The sequence below is a fragment of the Sphingobacterium composti genome, assembly GCF_009829075.1.
GTDB classification, from domain to species: domain Bacteria; phylum Bacteroidota; class Bacteroidia; order Sphingobacteriales; family Sphingobacteriaceae; genus Sphingobacterium; species Sphingobacterium composti.
The window spans coordinates 66233-90704 of sequence record NZ_WUQZ01000005.1; the positions used below are offsets into that span (position 1 = coordinate 66233).

Consider the following 24472-nt stretch of genomic DNA (forward strand, 5'->3'; position numbering starts at 1 on the left):
ATTTATAAAAACTTAATCGCTTTGTTGAATTAATCATTAATAAAAGTCTATATTTTTTATATACTTTAATCTTTATCACTTATATGCAACATTTTGAGGGTTAATTTGCAATATCAATTAATTGACCGGCATTTTTACTATTTTTGCCTATTGAGAATTAGTGAATGAAAACATACTTTAGATTATTATCCTTTGCCAAGCCTATTGAGAAATATGCTATTCCTTATATTCTTTGTACACTTATCACTGTAGTTTTTGGAACTTTAAACCTAGCCTTGCTAGTGCCTCTACTTCAAGTATTATTCAAAGGAACTGGAGATGTTGAAATACAAGCTCCCAAACTGATTGAAAAACCTGGGAGTTGGATGGAGTTTGGTGATTGGTTTACCTATTATGCAGACAGACTTTATTATGATTTGGGACCTTACGAAGCCTTAAAATATGTCTGTATTGTCATTATTACCTCTGTATTCATCAGCAATTTATTCCGCTATTTGTCTCAACGTATAATGGAAAATTTGCGCATTCATACTTTGTTGAATCTGCGAAAAGCTGTTTTCAATAATGTGATGAATTTGCATACAGGATATTTTTCGGATCAACGTAAAGGTGATATTATTTCAAAAATTGCTTCTGACGTTCAAGTTGTACAATTCTCAGTTACAGGAACTTTACAAGTTGTGTTTAAAGAACCACTTCAGTTAATAGCTTATATCGTTGTCTTGTTTTCATTATCCGCAAAATTGACTTTATTTTCGGTTTTGGTTATTCCTATTTCAGCTTTTGTGATTTCACGTATTGTGAAAAAATTAAAATCTCAAGCTAAAGAGGGACAAGAGTCTTATGGGAAAATGATTTCTAACCTAGACGAAGCGTTGTCTGGTATAAAAATTATTAAAGCCTTCAACGCATCAAATTTTATTAAAAATAGATTTAACACAGAAAGTGAAAACTATTCTAAAATCATGCGTAGAATGGTTCGTCGACAACAAATGGGTTCACCTGTTTCCGAGCTATTGGGCGTAGTGATGGTTGCTGTTATATTATTGTATGGAGGTAATTTGGTACTGAATGGAGAAGGGGATTTGACAGCTTCTCAATTCATCGGTTATATCGCGATATTCTCTCAAGTGATGCGTCCTGCAAAAGCATTGACAGATTCGTTTTCGAATGTACACAATGGAATTGCGGCAGGTGAGCGTGTATTAGAACTTATTGATGAACAAAATAAGGTCGAAGATACACCAAATGCAGAAGTCATTTTATCTTTCGAATCGAATGTAGTATTTGATAATGTGCAATTTTCGTATGGCGAGAAGGATATTTTAAAAAATATCAATCTGGAAATTAAAAAGGGACAAACTATAGCATTAGTGGGACCTTCTGGTGGTGGAAAATCTACTTTGGTGGATTTGATTCCTCGTTTTATGGATGTGACAGGCGGTGAGATTTTATTTGATGGTAAGAATATAAAGACATTAAATCAAGATTCTTTGCGTGCTCTGATAGGTACGGTAAATCAAGAATCTATTCTGTTTAATGATACCATCTTCAATAATATTGCGTTTGCAAATGAAGGAGCAACACAAGAAGAGGTTGAAGCTGCTGCAAAAATTGCGAATGCACACGAGTTTATTTTGCAGACTCCAGAAGGTTATCAAACAAACATTGGGGATAGAGGAGCGAAACTTTCGGGCGGTCAACGTCAACGTATTTGTATTGCACGTGCGGTCTTGAAAAACCCTCCAATTATGTTGTTGGATGAAGCTACTTCGGCTTTGGATACTGAATCCGAAAGATTGGTTCAAGATTCTTTGTATAAGTTGATGGAAAATAGAACTACGGTTGTGATTGCACACCGTTTGAGTACGATTCAGAATGCAGATAAAATTGTTGTTTTGGAAGCTGGAAGGATTGTAGAAGTGGGTTCGCACACTGAATTAGTTAATCACAACGGACTATACAAACGATTAATCGACATGCAACAATTTGCTGAAGCTTAATTAGCTTCAAAAGCAAAATTTGCATTGTTTTTGATATATTTGAGTAAGAAGGGAGTAATATATGAATGCTGATAAAAAGCTAACTTTTTTGATTAATAATCCAAATTTGGATGTTGATTTAAAAAGAATAGCTGAAAAGGTACTAGCAGAAGAGCGTATCACATTTGACGAAGGCGTAATTTTATACGAAAAGGGAGACCTTAATTATTTAGGTATACTTGCTAACTATATCCGTGAGAAAAAACACGGTGACTATACATATTTCAACCGTAATTTTCATATCGAACCGACGAATGTGTGTGTGTACGATTGTAAATTCTGTTCGTATTCACGCATGATTAAGCAACGTGAAGAAGGATGGGAGATGGATGTGGATGCAATGTTGGATGTGGTAAAGAAATATGATAACGAGCCGGTGACGGAAGTTCATATCACAGGTGGTGTCGTGCCTAAGCAAAATTTGGAATTTTATGCTGAATTCTTCAAACGTTGTAAAGAGCACCGTCCTGACTTGCATATCAAAGGTTTGACACCCGTTGAATACTATTATATTTTCAAAAAAGCCAAGTTATCGCACTACGATGGTTTGAAATTTTTGAAAGAATGTGGTTTGGATTCTATGCCTGGCGGTGGTGCGGAAATTTTTCATCCAGAAATTCGTGAGCAAATAGCACATGATAAATGTACCGCGGAACAATGGTTGGATATTCACGAGCAAGCACACAAATTGGGTATGCATACCAACGCAACCATGCTTTATGGGCATATTGAACAATTTTGGCATCGTGTAGACCATATGGAACGTTTGCGTACTTTACAAGACAAAACAGGCGGATTTCAAACTTTTATTCCTTTGAAATTCCGTAATAAGGACAACCAAATGTCTCATGTTCCAGAAGTTTCCGTAATTGAAGATTTGCGTAATTATGCCATAGCGCGTATTTACATGGACAATTTTCCTCATATCAAAGCGTATTGGGCGATGATTTCGCGTGATACAGCACAGCTTTCTTTAGCGTATGGCGTGGATGATATAGATGGAACATTGGATGATACAACAAAAATTTACTCTATGGCTGGTGCAGAAGAACAAACTCCTGCCATGAGTACGCAAGAATTGGTTGAGTTAATCAAAAATGTAGGCCGTCATCCTATCGAAAGAGATACATTGTACAATGTGGTTACGGATTACAAGGATGTTGTTTTTGAAGAAGACAAGTCAAAGAAATATTATGCTTTACCTGTCGTAAACTAAACAAGTTAAGAAACATTGAAAAAGACTTTTTATTTTATAAGACACGGGCAAACAGACCTTAACCTCAACGGAATAGTTCAAGGGAGAGGAGTGAATACTTCGTTGAATGAAACGGGTAGGAAGCAAGCTGATGCTTTTTTTGATGCTTATAAAGATATTTCTTTTGATAAGATATATACATCTACTTTGGTTCGTACCTACGAAACAATTGAGCGTTTTGTGGATGAATTACATATTCCGTATGAATCATTGAGTGGTTTGGATGAGATAAGTTGGGGTATCTATGAAGGGAAAGTCCAAGATGAAACCATCATGCAGGGGTTCAAAGAATTGGTTTCCGCTTGGCGAAATGGTGACTTGGATGCACATGTAGAAAACGGTGAATCGCCAAATCAATTGGTGAAAAGACAAAAAGAAGCTATTTCTTATATCTTAGATAACGAAGATGAAGATACTGTTTTGGTATGTTTACATGGTAGAGCTTTGCGGATTATGCTATGTCATCTGACCGGAGTGCCTGTTACCAATATGGACGATTTTCCACATACCAATACGTCATTGTATGTATTGGAATATGAGGACGGAAAATTCAACATAAAAGAGCATTTTAATACCAAACATTTGGAGGGGCTGGAATGAGTAAAATAAAAGTTTCGGCAGTAAGTTATACCAATACATTACCGTTTTTACAAGGGGTAAAAGCGTCAGAAAAGCTTTTGCATCAAATTGATTTAAGTGTTGACGTACCAGCAGAATGTGCACGAAAAGTCATACAAGATGAAGTGGACATGGGAATTATTCCTGTTGCTGCATTGACAAGAATACCAAATTACCATATTATCACAGATTATTGTATTGGTTCGGATGGTGCTGTGGATTCTGTTTTTATCTTTTCAACAAAACCAATCGAAGAAATTACAAGTTTGCGTCTGGATAAACAGTCTCGCACATCCAATGGATTGGCTCGTATTCTGTTAAAACATTATTGGAAACGTGAGGTTGCTGTTACGATGGAAGAAGAGGCTGATGCATATGTGCTAATTGGCGACCGGACATTCGGGCAAAAAGAAACTGTTCCTTATGTTTATGATTTAGGTGAAATTTGGAAAAAATTCACAGGATTGCCATTTGCTTACGCAGTGTGGGTATCCAACAAAAAACTTTCTGATGATTTTGTTAAGGACTTTAATGCAGCACTGAGAGATGGGGTTTCCCATCCGACAGACGTAATTGATGGATTGAAATCTTATCCGAATTTTGATTATAAAGAATATTTGACAGAATATTTGGATTTCAATTTGGATGCTGGAAAGAGAGAAGCAATATCTAGATATCTAGAATTTTATAAAGAATTAGAAGAGATTGATTTTAAAGGTGTATAGTTTTAAAATCAATCTCTTAAAATTTTAGTAGCGCATTCTCCAGCTAGTGATTAAACCATCTTTAACTGTAAATAAAAAATTGGCTTTATTGGTATAACCAATACTTGAATATTGACCTGTAACCACCACTTCGTTACCACTTATTATTTCTATTTTTGGATTTGCAACTTTACCTTTTCTGTCGATAATATCCGTTTGAATCCATTTGTACGTTTCAGCAGCCGTTTTCATAGCGCCATCAGCACCATACGCTTGGGTAGCCTTATCTGAAAATTGTGCTCTGATTGCTTGAGCATCTTCGGCTTGCATAGCTTCTATTAAAGCCTTTACTGGTTTTGCTATATCTTCCATATTTTTTTCTGTATTAAAGTTTTCTGATTGTTGATTAGTTTTCTTTGTTGAATTCTGTTGTTGCCCACAAGCTGTAAAAGTTATTACAGATAGTGCTATAAAAAGGAAATGTTTCATTTGTTTTAATTGATAATTGATAATGGGAAATTGATATTTGATATTTGAGAATTATCAATTGTAAATTGTGAATTCTCAATTCTTATAATATTTCTCCATCAAGCTTTTTCGTTCGCTGGATTCCAAATCAATACATTCAAAGCGTTTGTACTGACAGAATGAACCCATATCACGGTCGCCGTTAATGAAGATGCCTCCAACTAAAAGAACATATTTACAAGGGTAATTGGTTTCTTTAACCAAAACTTGAATACGTTCGTCAATGGCTTCATACATCACTTCTGTGGCTTCGAAAATTTGATTGGGAGCATTCAATATTCGTTTTTTTTGATGTAGAAAAATTTGTTCAATTGTATTCATCTGAAAGTCTAATGAAGATACATTGCCTTGGATGATTTTATTGTCAATCAATTTGCCTAAAGCGCCTTTTGCAGCACCACAACATGCAGAATTTGCACTTTGACCGATACGATGAATCTCCCCAATCGTTCCATCTTTTGTGATACCAATATGTGGAGCGTAGAAAATTATCACAGCGCCATCTTCGGGTACGTGATGTGCAAACGCATTCATACCTGTGATGCCTGCAAATGGAAATCCATTCAATCCACCCAAATGAAAAGGACCAAGCATTTCTAAAGCTCGAGGTGGATATTGTATGGCATTAACATCATCGCAACACATACTGTCGGCGTGCATCAATTGATTAGGTTTCAAACCTAATTCTTCTTCAATAGTATCTAAAAGTCTATTTACGGTATCGATAGAAGTCATCGCTTTCGGATACCATTTTCTTACGGATTCTAAACTCATTTTTATAATTGATAATGGTTAAATTATAAATGATGATTTGTAATTGATAATTTGTGATTGAAAATGAAAAATTGCTTATTCTCCATTTTCAATTCTACATCATAATATTATTTTTTGCTTGGATGGCTGGTGGTAAGTCCGTTTCGCCAAGCATTTCGCGTAGATCAATCTCAATATTTCTACTGATTTGTGTAATCGGAATATCATTGGCATTTCCTTCAAATGGATTTTCGGTGCTTTCGCCAATTTGTTCTAATACCAAGAATATCCAGCCGACTAATACGCTTAACGGAATCGTTAGCCAAATAATCCATTCGCCAAATTTGTCAATGTTTTTGGATAGTTCTCCAATGAAACCTAATGGAATCAAGAAACAAAGCAGATTGGTAAAATAGATATTGATGCTGGAAAACTGACGTGGATATGGGAAATTTTTGATGCGTTCGCATTTTCCTTGTTGGTCGTACAAATCTTTGATTTGATTTTCGAAACTTACATAATTATAATCACCGATAATACCTTTTTTGTTCAATTCTTTTAATTGATGCGATTGTTTTGCTAAGATTTGTGTAGCTCTGTTTTTAGTCGATAATATATACCGCAATTCATCTTCCGAAAGGTATGGCTTCAATTCATCTTCTAGCTTTGTTACCCATTCTGGTACGGTATAATACTTGAGATAATCTTGATTATATCTTTTTGTTTTTACGTTTTCCCAACCTTTTACTTCTCGCAATTGAAAACGCAATGCCGTTAGCCAAGCAAAATGACGATAGATAATTTCCTTTTGTAATTGAGCATTTTGTGTAGGATTACCTGTTCGTACAAAATCCTTGGTCATCACACCAAACGTGCGACTACTATTGATAATTGCACCATATATTTGACGAGCTTCCCAAGTACGGTTGTATGTTTGCGTGTTTTTGAATCCAGAAATAAAGGCTGTAGCCGTACCAATCAATGCAACCGGCACCCACGGAATCGCCAACCAATGCCAACCTAAATATAAAAATAGGATTGTGGGAGCAATGGATAATAGCAACATTTTGATGATATTGTGCTTCGTCCATGGGATAAAATGTTGTAGTTTATAATGGCTTGATATGTTCATTTTTTGAATTGAAAATTTATAATTAACAATTGATAATTATTTTTGACGTTTTTATTTTGTTGACTTAATTATAGAAATAAGTATTTTTAATATTTCAGTTATATCGGTTTTAATAGAGATATATTCTGTTTGCGATAAATAATCAGATTGATATAAAAGTTCAATCCAATAATCTGTTTTATTCGCTTCTTTTAAAGCAATTGATAATTTGTGAATAAAATCTGCAGTGCTTTCAACTTGTTCACTTTCCCTTACTAAAGCTCCAATAGCAGTTCCGCTTCGCAAAAGTTGTTTGCTCAAAACAACTCCCTTTTATTTTCTTTGAGAAACTTATAGAGATGAACAGTTCGCAGAGCAAACGCAAACGACTTGTACTTTATAATATTCTCTCTCATAATTATCAATTATCAATTTACAATTCTCCATTATCAATTAATGCTGTATTCCCGTTATTTTCAATTCTTCTAAATCCAACTGAAATTCTGCATGACGGATTTCTTCATCGGTGCAAATCGGATCTTTCTTCAATAAGAATAATTCTTTACGTTGTTGTGCGATAATTTCTAATAGCATTTGATGATATAATTCAATTCCCGATTCGGCAGTATGTGAACATTCTAATGAATTCAGCCGCTCTTTGGTATTAGAAATTTCATCTTCCAAATTTTCTTTATAAAACTGTATTAATTCATTCGAGGAAAGATTTTCGTTGTATTTTTCATTGATATGATTTAAGGCTACTTTTCCTAATCTTATTTGAATAAGTGCGCGTTGTTCTTCTTCATTTGCTATATTGTCTATTTCTTTCAAGTTAATAAGTTTGATAACAAATGGCAATGTTAAACCTTGAAATACCAACGTGACAAAAATTACCACGAACGTGATAAAGATGATTAAATTTCGTTGCGGAAATGCTTCCGTTTCATTCAACATCAACGGAATAGAAAGTGCTGTAGCTAATGAAACGACACCACGCATTCCTGCCCAACTGATTACCAAAGGACCTTTCCACCCTGGAGAAGGATCTTTACGTGCTTTTGGACTTAATAATCTCGGCAAATGTGCCGCAGGATAAACCCACAAATAGCGCAATAAAATAACGATAACGCTAATAATCAATCCATACTTAATACCATCAGCAATCGAATATTCGCCCAAACCAGCAACGATTTCGGGTAATTCCAAACCAATTAAAATAAATACTAATGCATTCATCAAAAAAATCATGGTCGTCCAAACGCCCAACATATTCAAACGCGTACTGCCAGTATTGAATACTTCGTGCGCACGATACGACATAAATAATCCACCACTCACAACCGCCATCACACCCGAAAAATGAAATTGTTCTGCTGCCAAAAACAAAATGTAAGGTGTCATCACAGTTAATGCTGCATCAATCGCAGGTGTTGTAGGTAAAAAGCGATGTATAGCATACATGATATTTGCACCAACTAACCCAACAACTATACCCATTCCAGCCACAATAAAAAATTGCCCAGTAGCTTCTTGCATGGAAAATGTACCCGACAAAACCGCTAAAACCGCAAATTTGAATACGATTAACGTAGATGCATCATTCACCAAACTTTCACCTTCGAGAATGGTCATTAATCGTTTTGGAACCTTCATGCCTTTTAATACCGTAGCCGCAGCTACAGCATCAGGGGGAGATACTATTCCGCCCAAAAGGAAACCTAATGCCAATGTAAATCCTGGAATAAAAGCGTTTGAAGCATAAGCGACCACCATGGAAGTAAAAAATACTAATCCAAAAGCCAATAAAGCAATCGGGCGCCTCCATTTCCAAAAATCTTTCCATGAGGTGTACCAAGCTGCTTCGTAAAGCAACGGAGGTAGGAAAATTAAGAAGATTAAATCGGGTTCGAGGTGTAACACAGGCATTCCGGGTATAAAACTGATAGCTAATCCGGCTATGACTAAAAATATCGGATAAGCAACCCTGATGCGTTGCGCTAACATTACTAAATGGATAACGGCAAATAATAATCCTAAAACAAGTAATATTTGGTGGTGCATGTTTATAATTTATAATGGTTAATTATCAATTGTAAATTTTCAATTACTCTTAAGTGGATGTTGCAAATAAATAATAACAAGATTCAATAATAGAAATGGGACTTCAATTGCCGCACCTTTTACATCTTTGATGAGCAATTGCAAACAAAGTATCATTAAGATACCAGCAGCCATTAAGAAATTGCCCCATACAAATGTTTTGGGAAATAAAATAAGTAATGATGCAAGCATGGTTACAGCACCATTTATCATAACCGCATTTTTGCTAAAATTCCATTTAGCGAACATTTCTAACATTTCAGCTTTGCCAGTAAGCATTGCCCATCCGTGTTTGAAGCCCATGAATACTGCCACAAGTATCAAGGCTGCGTTAATAATTTTTAGTATCATAGTTAATTGTTTTTGGTTGTTATTAAAGCACAATACATATTATTTTGTTCATAAATAGATTTGCGCTCAGCTATTTTATTTATATCATATTTATCCGCTGGAAATAGTTTGTTTAGATTTGAAAATGGAATAGGATAGGGCACCCATTGATTTGAAATGGAGGTGTCGTATTCTATTAGGATAAATTGCTTTTTCTCTTTAAAAAGTTTTCCCAATCTACAAACGACTTCATATTGATTTTCCATATAATGCAAGGCATTTGCCATGATAATACCATCTAGATTAGATACATTGAGGTCTAAATATGCTATATCTGATTTTATGAAATAAATATGTACACCATTATGAGTTTGATCAGGGATTTGTTGCGAAACTTTATCAATTGCATAAATAATACTTCCAGCAGGAAGTAATCGAGCTAATGATAGTGTAAAAACTCCACTTCCACATCCTAAATCTGCCCATGTTTGCGTTTTTTCGGATATAGATATTGCTTTTTTAATAAAATACACACATTCAGCAATTTCCACCTTTATTTAAATTCGTTTAAGCTTAATAATTGTTTGATGATTAAAAATATACAAAAGAAATTAAATTCTCTGAAATAAAATTTCTATTTAAAAAAATCAAAAAGCCAGTATTACTAATAACACTGGCTTCGAATAAATTTTGATTAATTATCTAGTCGTATAACCACCGTTTGCAAAGATAGTTTGACCTGTAACCCACCAGCCGTCAGTTACCAAAAACTCTACTAAAGGAGCGATATCTTTGATATCTGTTAATCCACCCAATGCCGATGCTGATTTGTGATACGCAACTGCTTCTGGAGCTTCTTGACCATAGAAAAATGGCGTATCCATAGGACCTGGAGCAACACCAGTTACAGAAATACCTCTTTCACCAAATTCTTTTGATGCCATACGTGTAAAATGTTCTACTGGAGCTTTAGCACCCGCATATGTAGAGTACAGTCCAGTATAAGCTGCTAATAATGATGTTACGATTGTACAGATTTTACCATTGTCATTCAATGTTTTACCTGCTTCTTGAATAAAGAAATACGCCACTTTAGAGTTGATGTCAAACATTGTATCGTACTCTGCCTCAGTAGTTTCTAAGAAAGGTTTTTTCAAAACCATGCCTACCGTATTGATTGCAATGTCAATTCCACCAAATTTGGCTTTGGTTTCAGCGAAAAGTTTAGAAATATTTTCAACTTTTGTCAAATCAGCTTGGAAAGTAAAAGCTTCGCCTCCATTTGATTGGATATCGGCCAATGTTTGTTCTGCATCCGCTTTTGTAGCATCGCTATTATAGTGAATAGCTACTTTCGCTCCTTTAGCAGCAAAATCTCTACTTAACAATCCACCTAAATTTTTTGCTCCACCAGCAATTAATACAACTTTTCCTTTTAAATCATTTCTTGCCATAATTGATTGTTTATTTTATTAATAATCAATGCAAATATGTGTCGTTTTATGACAATAAAAATGGTGAACTTTTCGGTATTTGAATTTTGTAGTACTTTTTCTACATACTTATTATAGCAGTAGTTAAATAGTTATAGTTGTTTTCTCAATTCGCCAGGTGTTAATCCAGTGAATTTTTTGATAAACTTAGAAAAGTTTGAAGGGTCGTATGTGAGTGTTCGAGCAACATCGGCAACCGATTTACTCTTGTCAGAAAGCAGTCGTTTTGCAGCGTCAATTATTTTTAAGTCATAATAATGACAAGGATGATGTCCTGTTTCTTTCTGAAGAGTTTCAGTTAGATGACCATGAGAAATATTTAGTTTTTCGGCAATTTGATTTATTTCCAAAAATTCTTCTTCCACATGATTAACTACATTATCAATGTGCTGATCTAATAAATCAAAATATTGTTTCAATAATTTCTTGCCAGCAGATGCCATATTATTTTAGAATAATAATTTCTTTTTGTGCTAGTAAGTTTTTATAAGTAATCTTAGATTCATCATTCAAAAAATGCTGATGTGATGGAGCTGGGATTACGATTTTTATTTCTTTATTGCTCCCTAGCGGCACAAAAAAAAGTGCGCCTTGCTCGATCATTTTTTCATCAGTAAGCAAAGTATATTTTTTGATTTTCGCATCTAAAAGTTGTTGCGCATTAAGATTGTTTAGTATAATTTGAATATTCATCTTGTCCAACTATTTCGCTTCATGAAAAACGAATATAGGTATTTCTGAGTGAAATGTAAGTTTTGTAGACAAACTAGAACTCATTAACCTATCGAAAAAATTCCTATTACGACGTACTATTGCTAGTACATCTATCTCGTTATCTAAAATGAATCTATTTACAGTTTCTTCAACCGAATTTTCTTTTTCAAGAAATACAAAGTTTAAATCTTGATTTTTAAAATTTTTAATCCAATTTTCAGCGTGTAATAGTATATCCTCAGTATGCATGCTACCATCATTCACGTTTACACAGACAACTTTTGCATCTACAATATTGCTTATATCCACTATTTGTTGTAAAGCGGAGAAATCTTTATCCTTAAACAAGGTTGTAAATCCAATTTTATTTATAGATTTATATTGGGCATTTGCTGGTATCGCCATTACAGGCAAAGTTACATTTCGAATCACATCAGTCGTATTACTTCCCATAAATTCATTACTGAAACCAGTTGAACCGTAAACACCCATGACAATTAGGCTAATGTCAAAATCACTTAATACTTTTTTGACACTTCCTAATACTGTTCCATGCTCGAATAAAAATTCAACTTTTCCCGTATTAATATTTTTCTGTAATGCTTCATTTAAAAGATCTTTATTCTTACGGTTAGAATATTCGATTCTTGAATTTTCAATTTCTTGATATACTGAGCTTAACATTTCAGGCTGTCCCGCATGTGCAGCTGATAGTACTGGAGGAATATAAGAAAAGAGAACATATAATTTTACATTAAGCTTGTTGGCAAGTTGTAATGCATAGAAAAAGGCATTATTTGCCTGATGAGAATAATCTGTTGGTAGTAATATATGTTTCATAGCAGAATCTCTTTTTACTAAATATAGGCAAATATCAACTCTTTATCAATATGTAAGATTGATGCAAATTATTTTTATATATGATGTAGCATACTTTAAAGATAGTTCGTTATTATGGTATAACATGGTAGCAAAGTGATTATCAATAATAATTCTTTAACTTTAGAAATTGAGAAAAGACCAAGTTCATCTGCACGAGTGAGTATAGTTTCGAGATATTTCAAAAGAAATAGTCCACTGACGTTGAAATCAGCATTGGAAGATTGTCTTGTGCGACAAAGTGAACGAAGTCAATCATTTCTGTATAAACGTTTCTACGGTTATATGATGGCAGTTTCGTTGCGATATGTCAAGAATGAAATGGAAGCTGAAGATATTGTTAATGAAAGCTTTGTTAAGATTTTTAGAAAATTATCAAATTTCGAAATTCTTACGGATGAGAAAGCATTAGAGAAATCATTCAAAGGTTGGATCGCACGTATCACTGTCAATACATCTATCGACAAATTAAGAGCTCAGAAAATTACACTTGATATTGATGATATCAATGAAATAGATATAGAGAGTAACGCTGTCTCCATGTCTAGTAATTTGGAAGTTAATGATATACTAGCATTACTAAATAAATTGCCCGAAATTCAACGTATGATATTCAATCTATATGAAATAGAAGGATACTCGCATGATGAAATAAGTAAACAGTTAAATATTCCTGATAGTACATCGAGAACATATTTGACTAGGGCAAAAGCAAAATTGAGATCATTGTATCAAGAACAATTCGAAGTATTGAATAAAATTAAAGTTGGTTAATATCTACATATATGAGCAATAAGGATTTAATAGAAGATATTAAAGCTAAATTAAAAGAAAAGCAGGAAATTCCTTACCGTGAAGGAGCTTGGGAGAAATATGCAGCACATTATGGTACAGCACCTGCAACGAAAGTTATTTCTTTCAAGAGAATGGCATCCATTGCTGCTGCAGGTTTGTTGATGTTAGGTGCCTCTTTATATTTATATCAATCTCAACAGTCAACATTAATTCCTTCAGTACAAACTGAATTAGTATCTAGTATACCAGATCATAAAGAAAGTCCATTAGATGTACAATCACATACTAATATCGAAGTAGCTGCATCAGAAGAAGCTATTAAGTCAAATAATCCAATTGCTTCAATATCAAGAATTAACACTAGCACTGAAAAAATGCTAGAAGATATATCTACTGTTGCTGGAATTCAAGAATCAGATTTAATTGATAATAAATCTATGTTAACAAACATAGTTTCACTGAATACTATAAAACCAGTAATTTCTGGGTATAAACATAATATTACTAGCGAAATAACTCCTGTGCAAATTAAACCATCGATTACAACTCTAGCTCATCGGACTGCTAATGCAGATATGAATCGTAATGTGGATAATTTACCAAAATCAAGTTTGATGTCTTTGGGAGAGAAATTTCAGTTAGGGCTTTTTGTTTCACCACAACGTACTGCGGATAAATTTGACGTAGGAGCAGGTTTTTTGGTTTCTTATGCATTAACACCGAAAATCAGTATACGAACAGGAACTTCATACAATTCCTATACTGTAGGTGTAGTAAAAGATCCTTTAGAGATGGCAAATGCAGAAATGATCAGTATGGATAATGTATATCAAAATTCACCGCTTGCGGGCGAATTGAACTTTGCAGCCAAACAACAGATGATTTTACCAAATGTAAATGCGGTTATGGGTAAAGTTGAAGCGCTAGAAATACCATTAGATATTAAATATAATTTCAATAAAGGTTTCTATTCATCAGCTGGTATTTCGTACTCAGCTATCATTAATCAGCAGCGCGAAGCACAATATATCGAAAATGTAGGAGCTTTTTCCCTGCAAGATAAAGCCACATTGATTCCTAATGCTGCACAAGATTTAAATAAGCCTCAGGTCAAGACAGTCAAATCTCTACAAGAGAATGTAAATCCCAACGGCTTTAATGGATTTGCAAATTTTTCTATTGGCAAAAAGGTTAATATGAATAACAAGATGTCGCTTTCAGTTGAACCATTCGTTAAGGTACCATTGGGACAATTCCGAAAATCAGATTTGGATTACACCAATAGTGGAATAAGAATTATTACGAGTTTTTAGATAGTGTGCGAATTATAATTGATCAATTCGCACCCAGCCCATACCCGCTGCAATAGCTCCTTTTACCCCTGGATCACCATCTTCAAACACCAAACAATTACTTGGTTCAACATCTAATTGTTTCGCACAAAGTAAAAAAGGTTCAGGCGAAGGTTTACCATTTAATGTATCTCCAGCACATACCATGGCCTGATACTTACCTTTGACATCAATAACCTCTAATGTAATATCTAAAGTAGAACGACTTCCTCCAGAAACAATTCCTATTTTCTTTTTACCTAAATTAGAAAAAAGAACTTGTCTTACGTATTCTATAGGTTCAGTTTTATGGATAAATTCTTCAATAAAGATTTCTGATTTTCGTTTAGAGTATGCTTCTACATCAAATTCAACATTATATCTTTTGCACACTTCACGCGCAACAGCAATAGTTGGCCAGCCCGCAGTTTCATCAATCAAATTAGGATCCAAATCTACTCCATATTCTTTTGAAACTGCCACATATGCAGCTTTATGTGCATGTATGTTGTCGGCTAAAGTTCCATCTACGTCAAAAAGTAGCGCTTTATAAGGTTCAGCTAATGCACTTAGTTTATTGAATCTATCTTCGTTATTCATTTTAAAGTTTAGGATTGTCTACTAACAAATAATGACTGTAAATATACAGCCATTATTTCTATTTTTTTGAAGATTTACGTCGTTGTTTTTCCTTAATGATTAAACTTAGCTCTCTACTTGTTTGTCCTGCAGCAGAAGTATTTTCTTGTGCTCTACGGAATAAATAAGGCATAACAGCTTTTACTGGCCCATAAGGCATGTACTTAGCAACATTATATCCCGCTGCACCCAAATTGAAAGATAGATTATCTGACATACCTAATAATTGAGCAAAGAAAACATGCGGATGATTGTGCGCTATACCACGTTTATCCATTTCCGTAGCTAATAGCATACTACTTTGGTCGTTATGTGTACCTGCCATCAATCCTATACGATCGATATGATCTAACGAGAATAAAATCGCTTGATTATAATCATTATCTGAAGCATTCTTGGTCGGTTGAATAGGAGAAGGGTACCCAATTTCTTCGGCACGCTCACGCTCAATTTCCATATACGCACCACGAACTATTTTTGCACCTAAATAAAATCCTTGCTTTTCAGCATAAGCGAAATCAGCTTTTAAAGAGGCTAACTTATCGTGTCTATACAATTGATAAGTGTTATATACAATAGGTTTTTGTTTATTGTAACGCTCCATTAGTTCGCGTGCTATATCATCGATTGTATCTTGAATCCACGAATGTTCCGCATCTACCAGTACAGGTATTCCAGCTTCATAACAAGCTTTACAAATAGCATCACAACGTTTAAGAACCCTTGCGAACTCAGTTTTTTCTTCCTCTGTCAATACTTGCTTAGCATCAATTTTTGCTAATAAATCAAATCTTCCGACACCTGTAGGTTTGAATACACAGAAGGAAATCAACTTATTAGTTTTAGCATAGGCAACACTAGCCAAAACTTCTTGACAGCAAGCATCAAAACTATCTTCGGATTCTTCTCCCTCGACAGAATAATCTAATATTGTGGTAACATTTCCTTTTCCAAGATCAGCTATTGCTTGTGCACAACCTTCAATGGTTTCACCACCACAAAATTGCTTGTAAATAGTATTACGAATAATTCCTTGAATAGGAAGGCCAATATTCAAGGAAAAATTAGTTATAGGAGTTCCAATTTTGATAAGTGTATTTGAAGCTATCATTTTAAATAGCCAATATGCTCTTTCTAAATCTTTATCGCTCTTATTTTTAAATGCTATTTCCGTATTTTCAAAATTCAATAGGGATTCCTTAACTATCATCATCTACAGTTTTTATCTAAACAAAAATAGACTATAATAAATATATTTTGAACTTTTTATGCTCATATGGATAGAATTGGTATATTTTTGGTTTATTTTTGTTTATGCAAACATTCAAATTAGAAGGAGAATTTATACCCATGATTCAATTGTTGAAAGCATTGAACTGGGTAGAGCACGGTGGCATGGCACAGCGTATGGTAGATGAGGGATTAGTAAAGTACAATGGGGAAGTGGATTACCGCAAAAGATTGAAGGTGAGACAAGGAGATATCATCGAATTTGACGGGATGAAAGTCCAAATCATTTAATATTATTTCTATCTTTACCTTTGTAACATTATATTTATACATACAACATGCAAGCAATCCAAAGTTTAGGATACAACGTATATTTTGAAGAAAATCTTGAATCACTTTTACCATTTATTGAAGAGCGGGGATATTCTCAAGTTTTGGTTTTAGTTGATAGAAACACCAACGATAATTGTTTACCTGTATTGCAAAATGCAATTCCTGATTTAATTCATTATGATATTATCGAAGTAGATCCAGGAGAAGAAAATAAGAATATAGATTTTTGTATTGGGGTTTGGAAGACCATGTTGGATTTTGGAGCTGACCGTAAAGCATTAATGATAAATCTTGGTGGTGGCGTCGTAACAGATATGGGAGGTTTTGCCGCTTCTACATACAAGAGAGGAATTGATTTTATTCAGATACCGACCACTTTACTGTCGCAAGTAGATGCTTCTGTAGGTGGTAAGACTGGCATTGATTTGGATAATGTCAAAAATATCATAGGTACATTCACGCAACCACAAGCCGTCTTCATTAGTACACAATTTTTGCAAACTTTGGATGATAGGCAACTTGTATCTGGTTTTGCAGAAGTTATTAAACATGGTTTAATCCAGGATAAGGATTTATATTTAAAATGTAAGTCTGTATGTTTGGAAAACGTTTCACAAGATATAATTTATAGATCAGTAGAAATTAAAAACTCCGTTATTACACAAGATCCTACCGAAAAAGGTCTTCGTAAAATTTTGAATTTTGGTCATACCATCGGTCATGCAATTGAGGGGTATTCACTTTATAATGATGAAAACCCTTTATTACATGGAGAAGCAATCGCCATTGGTATGATATGTGAAGCATGGTTGTCTCATAAATTTACTGGTTTATCAGAGGAATCTCTTCAAGATATAACTGGAACATTTATTTCTAAATATCCAAAATATACCTATACACAAGAGCAGTATGACGTATTCTTGGATTTGATGAAAAACGATAAAAAAAATGAAGACAACAAGATAGGTTTTGCTTTGTTAAAATCAATAGGTGATTGCACATATAATATATATGTAGCCGAAGACGATATTAAAGCGTCATTAGATTACTATTTGAATATTACTAAATAAGTACTTATTATGAAAAGTATCTATTCCTTTTTGTTAGTGGCCTTTTCATTTGTAGCTTCCGTGGCTGCTCAAGAAAAAAAATCTGTATTGATTTTCTCTAAAACTACAGGATTTAGGCACCAAAGTATTCCAAAAGGAGTTGCTACAGTTTCGAAGTTATTGACTAAGCAAGGAATAAATTTTAAACATTCTGAAGATGCTATTCATTTTCATGCTGATAGTCTAAAAAAATACGATGCTATTATCTTCTTGAATACAACAGGTGATATTCTTGACGACAGTCAAAAGAAGAATTTTCAGCGTTTTATCCAATCAGGAAAGGGATATGTAGGTATTCACGCTGCTTCTGACACAGAGTATAATTGGCCTTGGTATGGTGCGCTAGTCGGAGGTTATTTTGCCAGCCACCCAGAAGTTCAGGAAGCAAGGATTGACGTGCTAAATCGTACTCATCCAGCGACTGCACATTTGCAAAATACATGGGTTCATCGGGATGAATGGTATGATTTTAAGGACATAAAGGACGGTCTGAACATCTTAATGACATTAGATGAAACGACTTACAAAGGTGGTAAAATGGGGAAATTTCATCCAATAGCTTGGTTTCAAGAGTTTGATGGGGGTAGATCATTTTATACTGGGTTGGGTCATACAGATGAATCTTACGATTCTGAATTATTCCAAAAACATATATTAGGTGGTGTCAAATACGCCTTAAAAATCAAGTAATTTTTATGTCTGCCTCAAAAATTATTATTGCCTCTGCATTGCTCTTAAATGCAGATAAAGACTTGTTGGTAGTTCGCAAAAAGAATTCTAAATTCTTTATGCTTCCTGGAGGAAAAGTAGAATCGAATGAAAGTTATTCAAACACACTAGTGCGCGAGTTGAAGGAAGAACTAAATCTGACTTTTGATGCTACTGATTTTAAATATTTAGGGCAACATGAGACAAAAGCAGTTAATGAGACGAATACTATAGTGCAAGGTAATATATTTGTGTTAATGCGTCCTTTGTTGATATTACCGAATGCTAATGCAGAATTGGAAGAAGTTCGATTTATACGTAAAAATGAATACCATAATTTTCTATTAGCTCATCTTTTAAAAGAATTTGCTCTGCCAATTTGGCTGAAATTTTAATTTCTTATAAGAATGTTGTTATATTTTAATTAAACGCAATTTGTTTTTAAAACTATTTGATATAAAAGCAAAAAAGGGATGATTACATATAGTGTAGTGCTTCGACTACAATGTTTAGTTAAATATTACTAAATACTTTTTAAATTATTTAATAATTATTTAACATTGTGTCGTCAACTTAGATTAAAGATTAGTAAATCTTCAAGTCGAATTTATCACACACTATCTGTTTATTAAAAAATACAGCTCTTCAATATAAGAGCTGTATTTTTGTTATTAAATAATCTAAAAATTATAAAATAAGTTTGGTTGCATTGGAAAAATTAAACCGCTACTTTGCGTGCTTTTTCTCTTTCCCAAATACGATGACCTTTCATGATATGAATAAAGTCTTTCGTAAGATTTCCTTTTGATTCTAAAATAACACCATTATCAATATCTTTTATCAAGGATTGCTTGATTAGTTCTTCTGCTCCTTTGGCGAAAGCGATTGCTTTACAATGTCTATAAGCTTCATTAATAAATTGATAGTAATCCGGTTCATCGGCTAAGGTTTTAACCGAATCACCTTCTGGTGTATAAAATGCATCATAGCACACAGAAGCTTCGGTTAAGTACGTAAATTGAATTTCTTCATCACCGCCTTCTTTAAATTTAAGCTTTCCAACTTTTGTACTAATCAAAACTGCTTCAGCACCTTCAGCTTCCAAAGCCGATTTCATTATATCTATACTTGCTTTACTAACACCATTATCTACTAAGAAGGCAACTTTTCTGGTTTTGATATTACCTTCACCAGGTTTTACTTCCATGCTCAGCGCCTTGGATTTCGTTACTTCAGGTTTTGGTGCTTGAATAGGGTAATTGGGATGATTTTGACTAGCAAATTGTAAAGTTAATTTATCCAATTCTTTTGGTGGCTCAATCCCCAAATTATCCCCAACTGCTTTAGCCAATTTTTCATCTATTTGATTTAAAATAGCTAACTCACGACGACGAATGTCTACGCTATTAATCTTTGACAATTCAAAACTGTAAGCAGAAATTATATGATCTTGCTCAGCAGGGGATTGGGATTGGAAGAATAATCTTGCTTGCGTAAAATGGTCCGCAAAAGAAGAGGAGCGACCCCTAATTTTTTTTGCGTCAATTTTTTCTGCATGAGATTCAAATCCTTTTTCACCTTTTAGCATTGCATGGTAAGGACAGCCTCCGCCCAAACTATTTGGAAAATAGGATACATTTCCTTTAAGAACATCCTGTCTACCAAACCCATCTTTCTGATTGTTGAATTTTCCATTTACAGGTCTGTTGATAGGTAATTCATGGAAATTTGGCCCCCCTAATCTATAATTTTGGGTATCTGCATAAGAAAATACGCGCCCTTGTAGGAGAGGGTCATTACTAAAGTCAATACCTGGCACTAATCGACCCGGGTCAAAAGCAATTTGTTCGGTTTCGGCGAAGAAATTTTCTGGATTTCTATTCAAAGTCATCCTACCTATAATTTGTACAGGCACAAGTTCTTCTGGAATTATTTTTGTCGGGTCCAAAATATCAAAGGAATATTTTAGCTCATCTTCTTCAGGAATCAATTGGACACCCAAATCCCATTGAGGATAACTTCCTTTTTCAATTGCTTCCCAAAGGTCTCTTCTATGAAAATCTGCATCATAACCAGAAATTTTCTGCGCCTCTTGCCATGCAACCTGATGTACTCCTAATTTTGGTTTCCAATGAAATTTAACAAATGTTCCTTTGCCTTCTTCATTTACAAATTTGAAGGTATGAACCCCAAAACCTTCCATCATTCTTAATGATCGTGGAATAGCTCTGTCCGACATTGCCCACATCACCATATGTGCTGACTCGGGCATTAGAGATACAAAATCCCAAAAAGTATCGTGTGCAGAAGCCGCTTGTGGCATCTCATTATTTGGCTCAGGCTTGACAGCATGTACCAAGTCAGGGAAATTCATCGCATCTTGAATAAAGAAGACTGGAATATTATTTCCTACTAGGTCGTAATTACCTTCTTCTGTATAGAATTTTACCGAAAAACCTCTGACATCACGCGCTAAGTCTGTTGAACCTTTGAAACCTGCTACCGTAGAAAATCTTAAAAAAAGAGGTGTTACAGTTCCTTTTTTTAGAAATTTGGCTTTCGTATATTTTGAAATATCAGCAGTAGCCTCAAAAATACCATGTGCTCCCGAACCTCTCGCATGTACGACTCGCTCAGGAATTCTTTCTCTATCAAAATGTGCTAATTTATCTTGGTAAATAAAATCCTCTAACAACGAAGGACCTCTCTCTCCAGCTTTTAACGTATTGTTATTGTCGTGAATGTGAACACCATCATTCGTAGTCAATGGCTTATTGCTGTTATCTACGAGATTTTTGTTTATAATATCAATCTTTTTATTAGTTTCCTTTTCTTTCATGGTCTATATAAGTGAATGTAAATAATGATTGAGCTGAATCCATTTTTGATTCAGCTTAATCTATTGATAATAAATGTGATTAATCGTGTCCTTCAGTTTTCACGATTTTGTTGTAGATTCCTAATAAAAGGAAAGGAGCTACCCACTGACCTATAAATAAGGCATCTTTGTCGTCTTTTCCTTTTGCACATTTAAGTGCTGCGGATACGGCTATTGCCCCAAGTGCTGCCCCTAAAAATAAGATAGAAGGGATTTTAGAAGTTTCTTTTTCGACCGCTTTTGTTAATTGGTCTTCATTACCTGTTGTTAGTGCCATAATTGTTCATTTACTTAGTTATGCACTTATAACATCGTAATTAAAATTTTTGTTTTGTAAATCGTATAAGTTTATAATCTACATGAGGATTTCTTTAGCCACATTGGTTATATTATTTGACAAATGGATTATCTTTATTATGCTCAATCCAAATCAAATCACTTACGTTATATCCAAAGTCTGTTGCTATTTTTAGATATTTCTGTTTCATTTGTTCCGGGATTGATTTTTCTCTAGATAAAATCCATAAATAATCATAGTTTTTTCCTCCGACTAAAGCATATTTGTACTCTTTGTCTACTGCAAAAACATTATAGCCAGAATAGAATGGACCAAAGAATGAAACTTTCAATGCACCTTCTGATGCTTTTCCTCGGAATTTTGCATTACCCACAGCATCTTTCCATTCTTCCTTTATATAGTTATATCCAGAATTAACCACTTTTATATCGCCATTGTCTTTCAAAGTATACTGTGCGACAGTGTTATTTAGATTTCTTTCTTGTTTAAAATCTATTCTTGCTATTTCGTACCAAGTCCCTGTATATTTTTGAGCATCAAAATTCTGAACGACAGTTGCTCCTTTAGGTATTGATTGGCAAGATAAAAGAATAAAGCAGCCTAATAAGCTTGCTATAAGCGTAAATTTCGGAAAGTTTTTCATCATGTAAATTTTTTATACATAAACAACCAAATAGGTAGTTTGTTCGACACGTTGAGGAAACTTATTTATGTAACATATTGGTTGCTTGAACTATGGTATATAAATTCGATTCATAATTTTATTACATTGGTAGTTATAAACTACTATTATGAATCGTAAAAACTTTTTGAAAGCTGGTGCTTTATTGGCTGCTACTTCTATATATTCATCTTCTCATGCATCATCTATTCTTCAAACAAAAGTAAGGGTAGCGCTAATTGGTGTAAATGGAATGGGATGGTCTAACCTGAATGCCTTATTAAAAGTCGAAAACGTAATTTGTACTGCACTTTGTGATGCAGATAATAATATATTAACAAAAAGACAGAAAGAATTAAAGGATAAAAGTATTCAAGTCAAAATTTATAATGACCACAATGAGTTATTAAAAGATAAAAATGTCGATGCTGTAATCATTGCAACTCCCGATCATTGGCATTGTTTACAATTTATTGATGCTATAAAAGCTGGAAAACATGTATATATTGAAAAGCCTGTAGGTAATTCCATAAAAGAATGTGAAGTAATGGTCGCAGCCGCTGCAAAGTCCAATTGTATAGTCCAAGTAGGTCAATGGCAAAGAAGCCAACAACATTTTAAAGATGCTATAAGTTTTGTTCATTCGGGAAAGTTGGGGAAAGTTCGATTAGCAAAAGCATGGTCATATGTTGGGTGGAAAGATCCTATAATTAAGAAACCTGATAGCCCTGTTCCTTCTGGGGTGGATTATAACAAATGGTTAGGTCCAGCGCAAAAAAGGAACTTCAATATTAATCGTTTTCACTTTGAATTTAGATGGTTTTGGGATTATGCAGGAGGCTTAATGACCGACTGGGGAGTGCATCTTATTGATTATGCACTTATGGGTATGAAAGCTTCAGTTCCAAAATCGATAGTCGCATCAGGTGGTGTATATGCAGATCCTAATACTGCTGCCGAAACTCCGGATACTTTAACCGCGATGTATGAATTTGACGATTTTAATATTCAGTGGGAGCATGCATTAGGTATTGGCTCGGGACCATATAATCGAGATCATGGTATTGCATTTATAGGAAATAATGGTACATTGGTTGTGAATAGAGGTGGATGGGAGGTGATTCCAGATAGAAATAAGATGGACGCGATCCCTTTACAAAAAGCTCAAGATAATGGTTTAGAAAAGCATATGCAAAACTTCATTGATGCCATTATAAAGAAAGATAAAACTTTAGTGAATGCACCAATTGAAGCAGGCAGTCATGTGGCTACAGTGTCTCAAATGGGAAACATAGCATACCGTACAGGCAAAAAAATATATTGGGATAATAATAAGAAAAAATTTACCGATGAGGAATCAAATTCTTATCTGGCAGCAAAGTATCATAATGGATATAAGATACCTAATATTTAAAATTATTCGTATCCGTCCTATGAACTACAGTTCTGTTGATTTTTTAAAGTTCTGCGGATAAAGATCCTTTAAGTTTTTATGGTTTATTGACATGATGTTTTGCAGGGTATTCATTAACCACTAAAAAGGGTTAACATCATGCTTTTTGCAGATAGCCAAAAATGAGTAAATCATCGCTGCACGTTGTGCTGCTTCATGGCTTCCTGCGAAGAGGTAATTTTTCCGGCCGAGCGCAATGGGGCGAATAGCGTTCTCCACAAGATTATTGTCAATAAGTAGATTCCCATCATACAGGTATGCTGATAGCGCATCCCATCTGGCATATGCTGCATTTTTCGTAAAACCCGCCTTGCATAGGGTGACGTTTCAGATGCAATCCTATCGAAATTTTCATTATAAAATTTAACATATTGCAGAAATGTATTAGACATCCCTTCGATATCATCATAATTGTTTTGATAATAATATAAATCATTATAAATATTTATAAAATCGGCATTATTGAAAAGGAGAGGGTTTGCCTGCATCACTGTTAAAGCTTTTAGCGTG

27 protein-coding genes and 1 pseudogene are annotated in these 24472 nt (G+C 34.3%); 11 read left to right on the forward strand and 17 right to left on the reverse strand.

The genetic code is table 11. The features are described from left to right. Nucleotides 1–164: 164 nt before the first annotated feature. From GOQ17_RS05210 to GOQ17_RS05225, 4 genes are all read left to right on the forward strand, one after another. Entirely contained in the window at nucleotides 165–2003 is a 1839-nt protein-coding gene (locus GOQ17_RS05210) for an ABC transporter ATP-binding protein (RefSeq protein WP_159635830.1), read from the forward strand. A gap of 61 nt (nucleotides 2004–2064) precedes the next feature. Beyond that, entirely contained in the window at nucleotides 2065–3258 is a 1194-nt protein-coding gene (gene mqnE / locus GOQ17_RS05215; protein WP_159635833.1) for an aminofutalosine synthase MqnE, read from the forward strand. A 15-nt stretch (nucleotides 3259–3273) separates the two neighbouring features. Then, a complete protein-coding gene (locus tag GOQ17_RS05220; RefSeq protein ID WP_159635836.1) occupies nucleotides 3274–3897 on the forward strand; it encodes a histidine phosphatase family protein in 624 nt (207 codons plus the stop codon). Beyond that, nucleotides 3894–4640, forward strand: coding sequence for a menaquinone biosynthetic enzyme MqnA/MqnD family protein (locus GOQ17_RS05225; protein WP_159635839.1), 747 nt, complete (start codon nucleotides 3894–3896; stop codon nucleotides 4638–4640). Before GOQ17_RS05220 ends, GOQ17_RS05225 begins: the two co-directional genes overlap by 4 nt. A gap of 24 nt (nucleotides 4641–4664) precedes the next feature. Here the strand turns inward: GOQ17_RS05225 and GOQ17_RS05230 are convergent, their stop codons facing one another. The 11 genes from GOQ17_RS05230 to GOQ17_RS05280 all read right to left on the reverse strand — a co-directional run bounded on the left by GOQ17_RS05230 (nucleotide 4665) and on the right by GOQ17_RS05280 (nucleotide 12488). After that, the gene (locus GOQ17_RS05230) at nucleotides 4665–5108 is read right to left on the reverse strand and encodes a nuclear transport factor 2 family protein (RefSeq protein ID WP_159635842.1); all 444 of its coding nucleotides are present in this window, start codon (nucleotides 5106–5108) and stop codon (nucleotides 4665–4667) included. A 75-nt stretch (nucleotides 5109–5183) separates the two neighbouring features. After that, the gene (locus GOQ17_RS05235; RefSeq protein ID WP_159635845.1) at nucleotides 5184–5921 is read right to left on the reverse strand and encodes an LCIB family protein; all 738 of its coding nucleotides are present in this window, start codon (nucleotides 5919–5921) and stop codon (nucleotides 5184–5186) included. A gap of 94 nt (nucleotides 5922–6015) precedes the next feature. Next, entirely contained in the window at nucleotides 6016–7032 is a 1017-nt protein-coding gene (locus GOQ17_RS05240; protein ID WP_159635848.1) for a bestrophin family protein, read from the reverse strand. A gap of 51 nt (nucleotides 7033–7083) precedes the next feature. Further along, complete coding sequence (locus GOQ17_RS05245; RefSeq protein ID WP_201288547.1) at nucleotides 7084–7332, reverse strand: four helix bundle protein; 249 nt, start codon at nucleotides 7330–7332, stop codon at nucleotides 7084–7086. Nucleotides 7333–7464: 132 nt separating this feature from the next. Further along, nucleotides 7465–9072: a Na+/H+ antiporter gene (locus GOQ17_RS05250; protein WP_159635851.1), complete on the reverse strand. Its 1608-nt coding sequence runs from the start codon at nucleotides 9070–9072 to the stop codon at nucleotides 7465–7467. A 39-nt stretch (nucleotides 9073–9111) separates the two neighbouring features. After that, complete coding sequence (locus GOQ17_RS05255; RefSeq protein ID WP_159635854.1) at nucleotides 9112–9462, reverse strand: hypothetical protein; 351 nt, start codon at nucleotides 9460–9462, stop codon at nucleotides 9112–9114. A 2-nt stretch (nucleotides 9463–9464) separates the two neighbouring features. After that, entirely contained in the window at nucleotides 9465–9992 is a 528-nt protein-coding gene (locus GOQ17_RS05260; protein ID WP_159635857.1) for a class I SAM-dependent methyltransferase, read from the reverse strand. 147 nt (nucleotides 9993–10139) lie between these two features. After that, nucleotides 10140–10895 carry an SDR family oxidoreductase gene (locus tag GOQ17_RS05265; protein WP_159635860.1) on the reverse strand — a complete coding sequence of 252 codons (756 nt, stop codon included), beginning with the start codon at nucleotides 10893–10895 and terminating at the stop codon, nucleotides 10140–10142. A 131-nt stretch (nucleotides 10896–11026) separates the two neighbouring features. Beyond that, complete coding sequence (locus GOQ17_RS05270; RefSeq protein WP_159635863.1) at nucleotides 11027–11377, reverse strand: helix-turn-helix domain-containing protein; 351 nt, start codon at nucleotides 11375–11377, stop codon at nucleotides 11027–11029. A 1-nt stretch (nucleotide 11378) separates the two neighbouring features. Then, nucleotides 11379–11627 carry a hypothetical protein gene (locus tag GOQ17_RS05275; RefSeq protein ID WP_159635866.1) on the reverse strand — a complete coding sequence of 83 codons (249 nt, stop codon included), beginning with the start codon at nucleotides 11625–11627 and terminating at the stop codon, nucleotides 11379–11381. A 9-nt stretch (nucleotides 11628–11636) separates the two neighbouring features. Continuing rightward, a complete protein-coding gene (locus GOQ17_RS05280; protein ID WP_159635869.1) occupies nucleotides 11637–12488 on the reverse strand; it encodes a universal stress protein in 852 nt (283 codons plus the stop codon). Nucleotides 12489–12623: 135 nt separating this feature from the next. On the opposite strand from GOQ17_RS05280, the gene GOQ17_RS05285 reads away from it, so the two are divergent. Both GOQ17_RS05285 and GOQ17_RS05290 read left to right on the forward strand, forming a co-directional pair. After that, nucleotides 12624–13301, forward strand: coding sequence for an RNA polymerase sigma factor (locus GOQ17_RS05285; protein WP_236537062.1), 678 nt, complete (start codon nucleotides 12624–12626; stop codon nucleotides 13299–13301). An 11-nt stretch (nucleotides 13302–13312) separates the two neighbouring features. Beyond that, the gene (locus GOQ17_RS05290; RefSeq protein WP_159635872.1) at nucleotides 13313–14635 is read left to right on the forward strand and encodes a hypothetical protein; all 1323 of its coding nucleotides are present in this window, start codon (nucleotides 13313–13315) and stop codon (nucleotides 14633–14635) included. 12 nt (nucleotides 14636–14647) lie between these two features. Here GOQ17_RS05290 and GOQ17_RS05295 read toward each other — a convergent pair whose 3' ends face one another. Together GOQ17_RS05295 and GOQ17_RS05300 are read right to left on the reverse strand one after the other, a co-directional pair. Next, the gene (locus GOQ17_RS05295; RefSeq protein WP_159635875.1) at nucleotides 14648–15253 is read right to left on the reverse strand and encodes an HAD family hydrolase; all 606 of its coding nucleotides are present in this window, start codon (nucleotides 15251–15253) and stop codon (nucleotides 14648–14650) included. A 58-nt stretch (nucleotides 15254–15311) separates the two neighbouring features. Beyond that, the gene (locus GOQ17_RS05300; protein ID WP_159635878.1) at nucleotides 15312–16505 is read right to left on the reverse strand and encodes a proline dehydrogenase family protein; all 1194 of its coding nucleotides are present in this window, start codon (nucleotides 16503–16505) and stop codon (nucleotides 15312–15314) included. Nucleotides 16506–16606: 101 nt separating this feature from the next. Between GOQ17_RS05300 and GOQ17_RS05305 the strand changes: the two genes are divergently transcribed. The 4 genes from GOQ17_RS05305 to GOQ17_RS05320 are packed head-to-tail and all read left to right on the forward strand — an operon-like array spanning nucleotide 16607 to nucleotide 19067. Next, a complete protein-coding gene (locus tag GOQ17_RS05305) occupies nucleotides 16607–16813 on the forward strand; it encodes an RNA-binding S4 domain-containing protein (protein ID WP_159635881.1) in 207 nt (68 codons plus the stop codon). 47 nt (nucleotides 16814–16860) lie between these two features. Next, nucleotides 16861–17925: a 3-dehydroquinate synthase gene (aroB, locus tag GOQ17_RS05310; protein ID WP_159635884.1), complete on the forward strand. Its 1065-nt coding sequence runs from the start codon at nucleotides 16861–16863 to the stop codon at nucleotides 17923–17925. Between the two features lie 9 nt (nucleotides 17926–17934). Next, nucleotides 17935–18654, forward strand: a complete 720-nt coding sequence (locus GOQ17_RS05315; protein ID WP_159635887.1) for a ThuA domain-containing protein — start codon at nucleotides 17935–17937, stop codon at nucleotides 18652–18654. 5 nt (nucleotides 18655–18659) lie between these two features. Next, the gene (locus GOQ17_RS05320) at nucleotides 18660–19067 is read left to right on the forward strand and encodes an NUDIX hydrolase (RefSeq protein ID WP_159635890.1); all 408 of its coding nucleotides are present in this window, start codon (nucleotides 18660–18662) and stop codon (nucleotides 19065–19067) included. A 323-nt stretch (nucleotides 19068–19390) separates the two neighbouring features. Here GOQ17_RS05320 and GOQ17_RS05325 read toward each other — a convergent pair whose 3' ends face one another. The 3 genes from GOQ17_RS05325 to GOQ17_RS05335 all read right to left on the reverse strand — a co-directional run bounded on the left by GOQ17_RS05325 (nucleotide 19391) and on the right by GOQ17_RS05335 (nucleotide 22494). Next, nucleotides 19391–21511 carry a catalase gene (locus tag GOQ17_RS05325; protein ID WP_159635893.1) on the reverse strand — a complete coding sequence of 707 codons (2121 nt, stop codon included), beginning with the start codon at nucleotides 21509–21511 and terminating at the stop codon, nucleotides 19391–19393. A 79-nt stretch (nucleotides 21512–21590) separates the two neighbouring features. Further along, a complete protein-coding gene (locus tag GOQ17_RS05330; protein ID WP_159635896.1) occupies nucleotides 21591–21827 on the reverse strand; it encodes a hypothetical protein in 237 nt (78 codons plus the stop codon). Nucleotides 21828–21939: 112 nt separating this feature from the next. Further along, on the reverse strand, nucleotides 21940–22494 hold the full coding sequence (locus GOQ17_RS05335) for a lipocalin family protein (protein WP_236537063.1): 555 nt from the start codon (nucleotides 22492–22494) through the stop codon (nucleotides 21940–21942). A gap of 145 nt (nucleotides 22495–22639) precedes the next feature. Between GOQ17_RS05335 and GOQ17_RS05340 the strand changes: the two genes are divergently transcribed. Continuing rightward, nucleotides 22640–23923 carry a Gfo/Idh/MocA family protein gene (locus GOQ17_RS05340; RefSeq protein ID WP_159635899.1) on the forward strand — a complete coding sequence of 428 codons (1284 nt, stop codon included), beginning with the start codon at nucleotides 22640–22642 and terminating at the stop codon, nucleotides 23921–23923. Between the two features lie 24 nt (nucleotides 23924–23947). On the opposite strand, the pseudogene GOQ17_RS05345 reads toward GOQ17_RS05340, so the two are convergent. Then, a pseudogene (locus tag GOQ17_RS05345) lies at nucleotides 23948–24241 on the reverse strand (IS66 family transposase); the annotation flags it as partial. Between the last annotated feature and the right edge of the window lie 231 nt (nucleotides 24242–24472).